General features: G+C 51.6%; 12 protein-coding genes and 1 pseudogene. 4 read left to right on the plus strand and 9 right to left on the minus strand.

From position 1 onward, the window contains the following. Positions 1 to 169: 169 nt before the first annotated feature. Positions 170 to 772 (plus strand): HAD family hydrolase, encoded by a 603-nt coding sequence (locus LKD71_RS10765; protein ID WP_227615405.1) that lies wholly within the window; start codon positions 170 to 172, stop codon positions 770 to 772. On the opposite strand, the gene LKD71_RS18550 is transcribed toward LKD71_RS10765, so the two are convergent. The 6 genes and pseudogenes from LKD71_RS18550 to LKD71_RS10785 form a co-directional block, all read right to left on the minus strand. Then, the gene (locus LKD71_RS18550; protein WP_227615406.1) at positions 742 to 990 is read right to left on the minus strand and encodes a DUF4996 domain-containing protein; all 249 of its coding nucleotides are present in this window, start codon (positions 988 to 990) and stop codon (positions 742 to 744) included. The two genes, LKD71_RS10765 and LKD71_RS18550, sit on opposite strands and share 31 nt — an antisense overlap. 41 nt (positions 991 to 1,031) lie before the next feature. After that, positions 1,032 to 1,439: pseudogene (locus tag LKD71_RS18705) on the minus strand (glycosyl hydrolase family 95 catalytic domain-containing protein); the annotation flags it as partial. 49 nt (positions 1,440 to 1,488) lie between these two features. Next, positions 1,489 to 1,611, minus strand: coding sequence for a hypothetical protein (locus tag LKD71_RS18160; RefSeq protein ID WP_255632983.1), 123 nt, complete (start codon positions 1,609 to 1,611; stop codon positions 1,489 to 1,491). Positions 1,612 to 1,743: 132 nt separating this feature from the next. Beyond that, positions 1,744 to 4,230: a glycoside hydrolase family 38 N-terminal domain-containing protein gene (locus tag LKD71_RS10775; protein ID WP_227615407.1), complete on the minus strand. Its 2,487-nt coding sequence runs from the start codon at positions 4,228 to 4,230 to the stop codon at positions 1,744 to 1,746. Between the two features lie 15 nt (positions 4,231 to 4,245). Next, positions 4,246 to 4,647, minus strand: coding sequence for a hypothetical protein (locus LKD71_RS10780; RefSeq protein WP_227615408.1), 402 nt, complete (start codon positions 4,645 to 4,647; stop codon positions 4,246 to 4,248). Between the two features lie 81 nt (positions 4,648 to 4,728). Next, positions 4,729 to 5,001, minus strand: coding sequence for a hypothetical protein (locus tag LKD71_RS10785; RefSeq protein WP_227615409.1), 273 nt, complete (start codon positions 4,999 to 5,001; stop codon positions 4,729 to 4,731). Between the two features lie 11 nt (positions 5,002 to 5,012). Between LKD71_RS10785 and LKD71_RS10790 the strand changes: the two genes are divergently transcribed. Beyond that, positions 5,013 to 5,354 (plus strand): helix-turn-helix domain-containing protein, encoded by a 342-nt coding sequence (locus tag LKD71_RS10790; protein ID WP_227615410.1) that lies wholly within the window; start codon positions 5,013 to 5,015, stop codon positions 5,352 to 5,354. Positions 5,355 to 5,446: 92 nt separating this feature from the next. Here the strand turns inward: LKD71_RS10790 and LKD71_RS10795 are convergent, their stop codons facing one another. Continuing rightward, on the minus strand, positions 5,447 to 7,486 hold the full coding sequence (locus LKD71_RS10795; protein ID WP_227615411.1) for a beta-galactosidase: 2,040 nt from the start codon (positions 7,484 to 7,486) through the stop codon (positions 5,447 to 5,449). Positions 7,487 to 7,694: 208 nt separating this feature from the next. On the opposite strand from LKD71_RS10795, the gene LKD71_RS10800 reads away from it, so the two are divergent. Together LKD71_RS10800 and LKD71_RS10805 are read left to right on the plus strand one after the other, a co-directional pair. Continuing rightward, positions 7,695 to 8,867: an MFS transporter gene (locus LKD71_RS10800; protein WP_227615412.1), complete on the plus strand. Its 1,173-nt coding sequence runs from the start codon at positions 7,695 to 7,697 to the stop codon at positions 8,865 to 8,867. Positions 8,868 to 9,105: 238 nt separating this feature from the next. Next, positions 9,106 to 10,065: an alpha-L-rhamnosidase-related protein gene (locus LKD71_RS10805; protein WP_227615413.1), complete on the plus strand. Its 960-nt coding sequence runs from the start codon at positions 9,106 to 9,108 to the stop codon at positions 10,063 to 10,065. Positions 10,066 to 10,166: 101 nt separating this feature from the next. Here LKD71_RS10805 and LKD71_RS10810 read toward each other — a convergent pair whose 3' ends face one another. Both LKD71_RS10810 and LKD71_RS10815 read right to left on the minus strand, forming a co-directional pair. Beyond that, complete coding sequence (locus tag LKD71_RS10810; RefSeq protein ID WP_227615414.1) at positions 10,167 to 11,006, minus strand: sugar phosphate isomerase/epimerase family protein; 840 nt, start codon at positions 11,004 to 11,006, stop codon at positions 10,167 to 10,169. 20 nt (positions 11,007 to 11,026) lie between these two features. Beyond that, complete coding sequence (locus tag LKD71_RS10815; protein WP_178044665.1) at positions 11,027 to 12,061, minus strand: Gfo/Idh/MocA family protein; 1,035 nt, start codon at positions 12,059 to 12,061, stop codon at positions 11,027 to 11,029. Positions 12,062 to 12,321 lie beyond the last annotated feature (260 nt).

Below are 12,321 nucleotides of genomic sequence, written 5' to 3' on the forward strand. Positions count from 1 at the left end.
ACTTTCCTCTTTTCTTACAGGCAGCCATTTTCCTGCCCTTATCTTTGTTTATTATACAAAGCGCTTCCTGTAAAAGCAACTGAAAAAATCCTGCTTTTTCGGTGGCATATCCGGTCTTCATCTGCTACAATAAACCTATCTTTTATCACTTTTTACGGAGGGATTTATCATGATTACGACTGTCATCTTTGACATTGGAAATGTACTGGCCGCTTACGACTGGGAGGACGCGCTGAAGCGTCTCGGATATTCTGAGGAAACAAGGGAAATCATCGGAAATGCGGTCTTTAGAAGTGCAGACTGGAATGAGATGGACCGGGGCGTTCTGACCCTGGAGGAACTGCTCCAGCGCTTCATCAAACGCGCACCGGAATATGAAAAAGAGATCCGCCAGGCCATCTATAATTATAAAGATATGGCTCATCAGTACGACTATACCAAACCGTGGCTGAAAGAGCTGAAAGAGAAAGGTCTCCGCCTCTATTACCTTTCCAACTATGGAGAGTTCGGCGTGCAGGAAACCCTGGAAGCACTGGATTTCCGCGAGCTGATGGACGGCGGTATCTTCTCCTATGAAGTGAAAATGATCAAGCCCAGCCGCTGGATCTTCGAGGAACTGCTTTACCGTTACAAGCTCAACCGTGAGGAGGCGGTCTTCTTCGATGACAGCGCTGCCAACGCCGAAGCCGCCTGCCAGGTTGGTCTCCACGGCATCCAGTTTACGGGTTATGAAGATGCCCGTCAGAAGCTTGAAAGCCTGCTGGCCCGGTAAAGGGAAAGCTCCCTCGCCCAGTCGGTCTGAATGATGTCGAAACCTCTGTCCATGAGCCAGCCCCAGCCCTGCTCCGGATGGCCAAGGACGGAGGTATCGTCATCATGGCCTCCTGCCAGATAGAAATTGCCGTTGACCAGAGAAAAACGGGATCCTTCCGCCCGGAGATTTCGCTCAAAGTTTTCCGGATCACAGACCGGATGTGTTCGCACATCCATGCTCCACCCATGGGCCACCAGCTCCAGGAAGCGTCCTCACAGCTCGGCTCACTGGAACGCCAGAGGTCCGTATTGTGATGCGTCACCCAGCCCTTCATATGATAATATCCTTCGGCGGTCTGTCTTCCTGTCACGGAAAGCTCTTTTAAAAGGTCCGTCAGAGGCAGATGACACTCGGAGAGGTTTCCGGTCTCCGCCAGCCAGTAGTTCATCTCCACGTTGATGTTATTCGTGTAGTTGCTGGACCAGGGTGGCATCACGGTATCATTCCAGATCCCCTGTAGATTCAGCGCCTGGCTGTCCGGCCGGGAACCAGCGATGATGAGATAGCGGGAATACTGGAGATAGAGCCCGTAAAGTGAGGGATCATCCACACCCTCGGCTCCGTAGGCCAGGCGGCGGCTTGTAGGCAGACCTGCACTTAAATCCTCTCCGAGATCCACGTCCACCCGGTCGTAAAGCTTCCGGTAGTCCGCCTGATGCTCCTCCAAAAAGGCTTCATACCGCGCCCGCAATTCCGAAGCTCTCCCGAACGTCTGCCATGAAGTTTTCCACCTCATGGCAGGTCTCGCAGGGATTGTTGTAAAAATAGCAGATCTCCAGAACTTCTTCCTCCTCCACTTTCACGGAAGCGAAAGGAAGGAATCAGAGGAGCAGAAAAAGCAGCGCTCCGACCGCCTGATTCCATCCTGCCTTTCGCCTGTTGCCATGAAATTTTTCGCTCTTCATCTCTTCTGCCTCCTTATATATCGTTTATTCCAGAATAGAGCTTTCCTCCCAGCTGTCTTTTTCCGGTGAAATCCGAAGGGTTTTCACCTCGTATCTGCCAAGAGAAAGCCGAATTACTTTGCTCAAGCCTTCAAAATGGAGCTCCGCCTCTGTTTCCCGGCCACAGGTCTCCGCCAGCCGGACCACATAAGCCGTACCATCGGAAGTCCGGTGAAGAGAAGTCAGGATCACACCCTCGCCACTCAAAACGACTGGTGTCACCTTCTCCACTTTTTCCACTTTGCCTGCCGGGAAGGCGTTGACAATCATCGGCGCCTCCTGGACGGACAATGCTTTCGCGGAGATCTCTTTTCTCAGCTCCTTCGCTGAACCGGCCTCAATAATATAATGGAAGGTTCTCTCTCCCTGATCAATGTAATCCAGTGCCCGGTCGTCCCGAATCAGCTGCCGGTCCCCGATAGGGTGGGCAGCATAGGCTGCGGAATGAACCATGGAGCTCTCCATACAGCCTTCCACAAAACTGATGCCATAGGTGCCGTCATTGATAAGCGTCACCGCCATATCCTTCTCAAAATCGAAAAGACCATTCCAGCGCTGGCTGACTTTCTCGAGGCCGTCTTTTTCATGCTCCTGTACCCCGAAAGCGGTCTCGCTAAGGGCCTGTCCCTCCGTCAGAACGGTGGGGAACTCCAGCTTCAGGAACGCGCCTTTTTCAAGCCATTCCACCTTTACCTCTAATTCTACAGCGGTTCCGTGTTTCGGGAAACTGTAGCGGAGTCTCGCCCTGGATCTTCCGTAGCCGAAGACTGCCTCCACAACCGTGCGGACTTCTCCGTCCTCAATGATCCGAAGACCCTCCAGATTTTTTCCTGAGGAGGTAAAGTCTTTCTCTTCCTCACCGGTGAGAAGTTCAAAATACCCTTCCGTCTCGCGGTAGGATTTCCGGTTCATGCCCCAGGGATCTTTGTCGCTTTTCAACACCTTCAGTCGGCCTGCGTCGCCCTTTAGATACTCTTTTCCATCCACCCGAAGCGCCGTCAGGAAGCCGGTCTTTCTGCTCATATGAGCTTCCAGCCCCTCGCCCCTGAAAATAAATTCCTCTCCGGAAAGCAGATGCGTCTGGTCCGGTTTCCCGGACAGCCACTCGATATAGGCGGAAATTCTCGTCATGGATGCGGGCGGAAGGACAGCCTCGAAGGCCATCTTTTTTCTCCAGTCGAGATTCATGTTGCACTCTTCTTTTTCCACCTGGGAAGGGATCTTCTGACCATTCTGATAGAGCACCGGCATCGCATATTTTTCACTCCAGTTCTGATCCCTCAGCTGAAACTCACAGGTGAAAACGCCCTTGACTGGCCAGGGATGGGGATTGTAGGCCAGGATCGGATACTCGCCCTCGCCTGCCTTTTTCTCTCTGGAAAGCAGGGAAAAGTAAGCTCTTCTCTTCACCCGGTCGGCGATCTCCGCACCGTGGGAGAGAATGCCCAGAGCCTGCTCTTCCACGCTCTGAATCGCGCTTCCCGGGAGAATGTCGTGGAACTCGGAGAACATCAGGGATTTCTCCGCATCGGCAAGCTCCTCCGCCGGATAGGTCATCACACCGGCCAGAACCGCCTCGGAGGCCATTTTTTCCGCTTCCGTAAGGAGGCCTTCCAGTCTCCGGTGGTTCTGCTTCGTCCGAATCTGGGAGGTATAGCAGCCCACAGCCCATGGATTTAAGTCCCGGCGGATCACCGGAAGCTTCGTGGTGTCCTCTTTTTCAAAATAGTCCTCGGGGATGCCATGGACAATCGTCCATTCCTTCTCATTTTCCATGAGTTTCGCGATATCCGCCATATCCTGGCGGGAAGGGCCGCCGCCGTGGTTGCCCACGCCCCAGAGGAGGATGGCTTCGGTGCGCTCCGGCTCCTTTCGGAGAGCCTCCAACTTTTCGCGGACCTTTTTCCCTGCTTCGCCCATGAGGGAATTGTAGCCCTCTCTGGTCCGGTGGCCCAGAATCTGCGAGCCGTCAAAACCTTCCCAGATGATATCGTCACCGCCTAAGGGGCAGTCCCCCTCGGAGGGGCGGCCGAAGAGGTAGGAATGGTAACCGGCTTTTTTTAGGATTTGTACCAGGCCTCTGCTGTGACCGAAGGGGTCAAAATTGATGGCCGTCTTTGGCGTCACGCCAAATTTTTCCCGGAAATATTCCTGACCGGAACGGATCTGACGGACGAAGGACTCGCCGGAAGGCATGTTGCAGTCCGGCTGCAGGTACCAGCCCCCCATGATGTGCCATTTTCCGGCCTTCACCAGTTTCTGAATCCGCTCAAACAGCGGCAGATCGTACTCCTCAATCCACTGATAGAGCAGAGCCTCGTTGTGATTGAAAACAAAACCGTCGTAATTCTCGCAGAAATCTGCCGCCGTATGGAAGGTGGAGAGGGCCGCGGAAATGCCCTCCTCCATGTTCCAGAGCCAGACCGGGTCCAGATGGGCGTTGCAGATGAGATAGAGTGTCTTTTTCTCCATATTGGAACCTCCTTATCAACCTTTTACTGATCCAATCATAACACCTTTTGCGAAATATTTCTGCACAAAAGAATAAATTACCAGCATCGGAACGCTTGCGCAGAGGATCGTTGTGTATTTCAGGGATTCCGTCATAGCAAGAACAGCGGAACTTGACATTTTTCCGGTGGCCTGCACCATGTTTGCCTGTGTCTGGGCATCGGACATGATGTCGCGGAGGATGTTGAAAAGACCGCTTCTCACATCGCAGAGCTGGATGATCAGGGAAACGACGATAACCGTTGAGATAAAGTAAGGAGCGTAGGTCAGCATCTGAACGGCTTTTCCTGCCTTTTTGCTTCTGGAGGAGTTGATGGAGAGAGCCAGAATGATAGGGCAGGGGATATTTACCAGCATGGAAACCGTCCAGCTATACATGCCAGCCGTTTGCTGCGGTGATCAGCGGGATCTCATCGTCCGGATCGCCGTTGCCGTTGGCATCCTGCTCTTTGAAGGCTTTCAGCACTTCGTAGTACTCATCGATAGTGGTGGGAGTCCCAAATTGTCGAGCCGGGTCTTGTTGATGTACATTTTCTGGGAGTAGTTGCAGTGGTAGCACTCGTTGATGCCGGGCAGGGAGTAGATCGTTCCATCATTCTGGGAGATCAGTTTCTCGATCTGGGGATCATTTTCCATCAGCGCGGAGAAGTTCGGCATGTTCTCTTTAATCAGGTCGTTGAGCGGGGTCAGATAACCCTGGCCTGTGTACTGTGCTTCCTGTGTTGCTGTCATATTATAAACAGATGATACAGGATCTCGCTCCGAAGACTGAGTCCGACGACACGCCACGCAAGATTATGGCCTACATAAACGAGCACTACGGAGACTCTTCCTTAAGCGTCACCTCCGCTTCGGAAGCCTTCTCCATGTCCTCGTCCTATCTCAGCACTTATTTTAAGAAGCACCTGGACGTGACCTTCAGCAAATACCTCGAGGGACTTCGGATCGAAAAAGCCTGCGAGCTCATTCGAAATTCCGATCTGAACATCGAGGCCATCGCCGCCGAGGTTGGATATACCAACTCGCTGTCTTTCCGGCGGGCCTTTAAGAAAGTGATGGGAATGCCGCCGTCGAGTTATCGATGAAGCGGTTTTTGAGAAAAAATTACCCCTGAGAATCGTTCTTTTAAGAAAATTCTCAGGGGATTTTTTGTTGTAATGATTCAGAAAATCGATTTCTATACAAATGAAATTTCTTTTTCCGCTTTCAAAACTACCATTCCCAGCGGTTTCAATTCTGCCTCCGCGTCGCCATAGACGGTCTCGAAAGCTCCCTCTGGCAGCGGAAGCTTCACCGGATGAGCGGAGAAGTTCTGGTAAAAATAATAGCGCAGCGTATCGGTCTCCCGTGTGGTCACTTCAAGGCCCACGGGAATCGCTCCTGTAACAGGAGCTTTGATGCCTTTCTCCTTCATCAGTGCTGCGATAAAGTCATCGTAGAAGGCTTCCTCCGCATCGGCTGCCACATAGCAGGCCGTTCCTTTTCCGTAAGTATTTTTCGTAAGGGCCGCATGACCGGCATAGAAATCGTCGCCGTAGACCATCAGCGGCTCCGCGCCGTTTACCCGCACCAGATCACAGAGATAACGGCAGCTGTAAGTTTTCGTCAGGCCCAGCTCGTTACCGCCGACAGGGATCAGATGATTTTCCTCCCAGTCATAGAGGCCGTCGATCTCCTCGCTCCGAAGACCCAGCACATCCATTAAACCATAGGGCACGCCATCCAGATAGCAGCGGTCCGTATCGTCGGCAATACCGCTCCAGTAGGTCGTAATGAGAGTGCCGCCGTTTTCCACAAAGGTTTTGACCTTCTCCGCAAAACCTTCCTTAAATATGTATCCCATGGTGATGGCCAGGACTTTGTAGTTCTCCAGCGAGCAGTCCTCGTCCACCAGATCCACGTTCAAGCCCAGTTTGCGGAAGCCGCCATACATTTTCAGCAGGGCCTCATGATGATGGAGGCCTTTGTTTCTCGGACCCTGGCTGTCCTCCATGGCCCAGTTGCTGCTCCAGTCATAGAGAAGGGCTACCGGACTCTCCACCCGGCTGCCTGCCACCTCGCTGATGGCTTTCAGGGTATCGCCTACCTCCGTCACTTCCCGGAACACCCGGGTGTCACTTCCGCCATAATGGTCGATCACGGCCCCGTGGAACTTCTCGGAAGCGCCGCGGCTCTGGCGGATCTGGAAATAAAGGGCTCCCTCACCGCCGTGGGCTATGGGCTGCATGGACTGGGCAAAGAGAATGCCCGGCTTTTTCAGCTTGCTGATGCCCTGCCAGTTCGTGGAGGAGGGGCAGGACTCCATCTGGAAGAAGGGTTTCTTCTTAAGGGAACGCATGAGGTCATGGCACATGGCGTTGTCCCGGGCGATGGCGATATCCTCCTTCTTTCCCCAGGTCGGATAAGTGTCCCAGGAAACCACGTCGATGTCTTTCGCCATCTTGAAATAATCGAGACCGTCAAAGTAGTACATCAGGTTGGCTGTCACCGGAAGACTGCTTCCTGCATCGCGAACAGCTTTGATCTCCCAGCGCATGAAATCGCGGGTCTGATGGGTAACAAAGCGTTTCCAGTCAAGATTCAGAGCGTGAAGCTGAGTCTCGCCGATCTCAGAGGGGCTCTCGATATCGTCAAAGCTCTGGTAGGTATGGCTCCAGAAAGTCGTACACCAGCGGCTGTTGAGATTCCCGATCGTCTGATATTTCTCTTTCAGCCAGTCGCGGAAAGCTGCCTGGCATAAGGGGCAGTGACATTCTCCGCCGTACTCGTTGGAAATATGCCACATGATTACCGCCGGATGATTGCCGAAACGCTCTGCCAGCTTCTGGTTGATGATCCGCACCTTTTCCCGGTAAACCGGAGAGGTGTAGCAGTGATTGTGACGGACTCCGAAAAGCTGCCGCCTTCTGGCCTTGTCCACGCGGAGCACCTCCGGGTACTTGTCAGCCAGCCATTTCGGCCGAGCGCCGGAGGGCGTCGCCAGGATCACGCGGATTCCTTTCGCATAGAGCCGGTCGATGACTTGTTCCATCCAGTCCAGCCGGAACACCCCTTCCTCCGGTTCCAGCGTAGACCATGCAAAAATCCCCAGGCTCACCACATTGCAGCCGGATTCCGCCAGCATTTCCGCATCTCTCTCTAGAATATCCGGCCGGTCCAGCCACTGATCAGGATTGTAATCACCGCCGTGAAGAAGCACATCTGTCTTAAACTCCATTTTTGCATCCTCCCTTTTTTCCACAATTCTTTTCTACAGGCACTGGGTTTTCCACAGCCTGCCTGAAATATCCTCCACTTTTTCGTGGATATCTCTCGATAATTTCAGCATAGCAAAAAGACTCCCGCACCGCAAGAAATTTCTTTGAGATTTCAGAAAGATTATGGTAAAATCAGAGACAGATTTTTTTATTTCAGGAGGCTTTTTTATGAAAAACGGATATCAGAAAACCATCTATGCCTGTTTTCTGGGGTACATCGTTCAGGCCATTGTAAACAACTTTGTTCCCCTTCTTTTTCTGACCTTCCAGAGCACTTATGACATTCCGCTGGCCAAAATCACGATGCTTGTGACGATGAATTTCGGCATCCAGCTCATCGTGGACCTGTTCTCCGCAAATTTCGTGGATCGCATCGGCTACCGGGTCTCCATTCTGGCAGCCCATATCTGCGCTGCTGCCGGGCTGATCCTTCTCACGATCCTGCCGGATCTTCTGAGTGATTCTTTCATCGGTATTCTGATCTCCGTCATGATCTATGCCGTGGGCGGAGGCCTCATCGAGGTGCTCATCAGTCCTATCATGGAGTCCTGTCCCACAGACAACAAGGAACAGGCCATGAGCCTTCTCCATTCCTTTTACTGCTGGGGCCATATGGGCGTGGTGCTGATCTCCACCATTTTCTTCAAACTGGCCGGAATCTCCAACTGGAAACTGCTGGCTCTGATCTGGGCCATCGTTCCGATCCTCAACACCCTGGTTTTCGCCCGGACGCCCATCGCTCCCATCATCGAAGAAGGTGAAACCGGACTTACCATGAAGCAGCTTTTCTCCATGAAAATTTTCTGGATCCTCTTCCTGATGATGCTGAGCGCCGGAGCCAGCGAACAGGCCGTGAGCCAGTGGGCCTCCACCTTCGCTGAAAGGGGCCTTGGTGTCAGCAAGACCGTCGGCGACCTGGCCGGTCCCATGTCCTTCGCCCTTCTCATGGGAATCTCCAGAGCTTTTTATGGAAAATACGGCGACCGTATCGATCTGGATAAATTCATGAAATACAGCGCTCTCCTCTGTATTCTCTCCTATCTCTGCATCGCCTTTCTCCCGATTCCGGCTCTGGGCCTGGCGGGCTGCGCCATCTGCGGTCTCTCCGTCGGCATCATGTGGCCCGGAACCTTCAGCAAAGCTTCCGCTTCCGTGCGAAACGGCGGAACTGCCATGTTTGCCCTCCTGGCTCTGGCCGGAGACCTCGGCTGCTCCGGCGGTCCAACCCTTGCCGGTATGGTTTCCAGCGCCCTCAGCGATAACCTCCGCATGGGAATCCTGGCAGCCATCATTTTCCCGATTCTGATGATTCTCGGAATCCAGGCACTGAAAAAAGCCTGAAACTACAAAACCCCTGCTGATTTTACCTGTCAGCAGGGGCGCTTTTTTTCTGTTCATTTTCTCCCGGTCAGTTCCGGGAGCAGCGTTGAGTAAGGCACTGACTCCTTTTTCGCCTTCTTCCTGGGAAAAGAGCTCAAACATCCTCTTTTGGAACGCTTCGCTCATACCAAATGCATTTCCCGGTGGGATCGACAAAGTAACACTGGATGCTTTTACTGCAATTGCAGTTCATTCTGATATGAAACGCACCGGTTACCTCTCCTGTTCCAATGACAGCCTGAACAAATTTTTCTCCAACATCATCTGGGGACAGAAAGGAAATTTTGTAGACGTACCAACCGACTGCCAGCAGCGCGACGAACGTCTGGGCTGGGCCGGCGGAAAACACTACGGAGACTGGCTGGGACTGGATGCTCCATCAGGAAGTTATAAAGGAGCCTCCGATGAAACCTTTATCGCCTCCGCTTTCTACGCATATTCCACTTCCCTGGTAATAAAAGCAGGTAACGTGCTGGGCGAAGACGTTTCGGAATTCGAAGATCTGTATGCACATATCATAAAAACCTTCCGCAGCCAGTATCCTGTTTACCATACCCAGACAGAATGCGTCCTTGCTGCTCATTTTAAGCTGGCAGAAAACTGCCAGGCCGCAGCTGACCAGCTGGCAGAAATGATCACAGCCTGCGGTAATCATCTGGAGACCGGCTTTGTGGGCACTCCATATCTCCTGCATGTACTCAGTGAATACGGACATCTGAAACTGGCCTACACATTATTGCTCCGGGAAAAATATCCCTCCTGGCTCTACCCGGTAACCAAAGGCGCCACCACGATCTGGGAACATTGGGACGGCATTATGGAAGATGGGAACTTCTGGAGCTCTGACATGAATTCTTACAATCATTATGCTTACGGCTCCGTGGCTGACTGGGTCTATATGGTGGCTGCCGGAATCAATACCGTGGAAAATGCCCCCGGATACGAAAAAATCCTGATCGCACCACACCCTGATACCCGTCTTGACTGGTTAAAGGCAGTTCTGGAAACCAGACATGGAAAAGTTACTTCCGAATGGAAAAAAGAAGAGAACTTCTGGCGGTATGAGATTACCACACCGGTAGATACTGCAATTGTTATTGATGGAAAGAATTATCAGGTGAAAGCGGGAAGCTATTGTTTTTACAGTGAACAGAAATAAAAATGGCTTTCTTTTAAAAAAGGGCTGACGCACAAAAATGTGCGCCGGCCCTTTTACAGGTATATCCTCAATCCGTATTTACTGCCCGATTCAGCTGATTTTTATTCCGCGATCAGTTTATCCAGCAGGTCTTTCGCCATGCGGATATCTTTCTTCTGCTCGTCGCCGTCAATCTCGCGCTCGATGGTGATGTCACCTTCGTAACCGACCTCTTTTAATTTGGCGATAAAGGCGGGGTAGTTGACTTTGCCCTGGCCCAGGGGTACTTCATCGCCGAGGTGATGGCCATCGGTCGGATATTTGCCGTCTTTGCCGTGGATTCCCATAACGTACTCGCCGAAGACCTCCAGAGCGTCCACCGGGTTTGCTTTGCCGTACATCAGAAGGTTTGCGGGGTCAAGGTTGATTCCCACATTGCCTTTTCCGAGAGCCTTTTCAATATCCTGGATGGCACGTTTCAGGGTGACAGGGGTCTCCTGACCGGTCTCAAAGAGGAAATTCTGTCCGTTCTCCTTACATTTTGCCACGATGGTCTTGCAGGCTACGAGCACCTCTTCGTATTTGGGATCATAGGGGTTCTCCGGCATGAAACCGACATGGGTTGCCAGATCGGTCACATGGATCTTTTTCGCAAAATCAGAACCCTCCAGAATCATTTTCATTCTCTCTACGCGATAATCAGTGGGTACCAGGCCCAGGGTCAGCTGGCCTTCATAGAAATCCCAGACCCGACGGCCTTCCCAGCCGCACCAGAAGGCAGTCACACGGATGCCAAACTTCTCAATGGCTTTGTTGATCTTCTCGACCATCACATCGTCGTGAAGGGTCGGGCGATCCCAGCACACCAGCTGGCAGCTGTCCACGCCGAGTTCTTTTAACTCGGTAAATTTTGCCTCGATGTCCGTTTTACTGGTAAACTGAACTAAAACTCCTACTTTCATTGATATCCTCCCACATCTTCTCAGTGATGCTTTTTCTTTTCGATATATTCTTTCGCCATCTTCCATTCTTTGATTGCAAGCTCTGCGGACTTCACACCCTCGCTCAGCGGTGCAAGCTCTACCGGCTTATCATCGCGCACGCACTCAAAGAAATATTTGATCTCTGTAAAATACGGGCCGAGGTTGGAGATATTGATTCCGGCCACGTCGCTTTCTTCCTCATATTCGGAAGGCAGCTCGGGAATTTCCACTTCTCCGTCCGGTTTGTAAATCTCAAGGGAAGGAGTTGCTCCGCTGTCAAACACCAGGGTGGCCTTTTCAAAGCAGGCTCTGTAGGTCGCATGGAATTTCAGGCTCGGAGAAATATCCCAAATTCCTTCTGCCGTCACAAAAGTGTCATCATATTCATAGGAAGCAACGATCTGATTGACCATTCCGCTGGGGAACTCCGTTGCTTTCACATCCATGCTCTTCGGCTCGCCCAGCATATAGCGGATGAAATCCAGATCATGCACATGCAGGTCCAGAACCACGGAACCGCTCTTCTTCTCATCCTGGAACCAGTTTTCAAAACCCCATCTCACGTCGCCGCTGATTCGCTGCATTACCATGGATTTTAACTTTCCGTATCTTCCGGAATCATAGGCTTCCTTCAGGAATTTGTACTCTTTGAAGGAACGTACCACCTGGCCAACCATGACTTTCTTTCCGCTGCGCTTCTCCGCGTCAAGAAGGGCCTGGCAGTCCTCCTCTGTGAGGCAGACCGGTTTCTCAACGAAAACATTCATGCCTTTTTCCAGGGCTGCGATCGCGTGTTCCGCATGCATGTAGCTCGGAAGACAAATATGAACGATATCCAGCTCCTCATTTTTGATCAGATCCATGCCATACTCGTAGGTCCTTGCATTGGGGAAATAAGAAGCTGCCTTATCCAGAAATTCCTTTCTGCACTCAGCGATACAGGTGACTTCCACGCCCTCCTGCTCTGCGAGTGCCCGTAAGGACAGATAATGTGTGGTGCCCATTCCTCCACAGCCGATAATACCGATTTTCATCTCAATACCTCACTTTTCTTATGATTATTTTTATCTTGCTTCTTTTCGTTTTTTAATTTGTCCGGTGGCTTTACTATTTGATTAAAAAAATTTTCAAACCATTTTTTTCGGACTTAGCCTAAGCATATCATCAACCCTTCGCACTGTCAATATTATTTCTTCTTTTTCACTTCCACCCTGTGATCTTTGTATATTTTATACAGTTTTTCACCATCTCTTTCGTCACTCTTACAATTTTCCCGCTTCTCCTATTTCGTATT

Source organism: Fusicatenibacter faecihominis (genome assembly GCF_020686945.1).
Classification (GTDB): domain Bacteria; phylum Bacillota; class Clostridia; order Lachnospirales; family Lachnospiraceae; genus Limivivens; species Limivivens faecihominis.

What these genes read in the sequence shown, in the direction of transcription:
- LKD71_RS10810 (WP_227615414.1), bottom strand. Translation starts at nt 11,006, where the DNA reads ATGAAAGTAGGAGTTTTAGTTCAGTTTACCAGTAAAACGGACATCGAG.
- LKD71_RS10800 (WP_227615412.1), top strand. Translation starts at nt 7,695, where the DNA reads ATGAAAAACGGATATCAGAAAACCATCTATGCCTGTTTTCTGGGGTAC.
- LKD71_RS10765 (WP_227615405.1), top strand. Translation starts at nt 170, where the DNA reads ATGATTACGACTGTCATCTTTGACATTGGAAATGTACTGGCCGCTTAC.
- LKD71_RS10785 (WP_227615409.1), bottom strand. Translation starts at nt 5,001, where the DNA reads ATGACAGCAACACAGGAAGCACAGTACACAGGCCAGGGTTATCTGACC.
- LKD71_RS10795 (WP_227615411.1), bottom strand. Translation starts at nt 7,486, where the DNA reads ATGGAGTTTAAGACAGATGTGCTTCTTCACGGCGGTGATTACAATCCT.
- LKD71_RS18550 (WP_227615406.1), bottom strand. Translation starts at nt 990, where the DNA reads ATGGATGTGCGAACACATCCGGTCTGTGATCCGGAAAACTTTGAGCGA.
- LKD71_RS10815 (WP_178044665.1), bottom strand. Translation starts at nt 12,061, where the DNA reads ATGAAAATCGGTATTATCGGCTGTGGAGGAATGGGCACCACACATTAT.
- LKD71_RS10805 (WP_227615413.1), top strand. Translation starts at nt 9,106, where the DNA reads ATGAAACGCACCGGTTACCTCTCCTGTTCCAATGACAGCCTGAACAAA.
- LKD71_RS10775 (WP_227615407.1), bottom strand. Translation starts at nt 4,230, where the DNA reads ATGGAGAAAAAGACACTCTATCTCATCTGCAACGCCCATCTGGACCCG.
- LKD71_RS10780 (WP_227615408.1), bottom strand. Translation starts at nt 4,647, where the DNA reads ATGTATAGCTGGACGGTTTCCATGCTGGTAAATATCCCCTGCCCTATC.
- LKD71_RS10790 (WP_227615410.1), top strand. Translation starts at nt 5,013, where the DNA reads ATGATACAGGATCTCGCTCCGAAGACTGAGTCCGACGACACGCCACGC.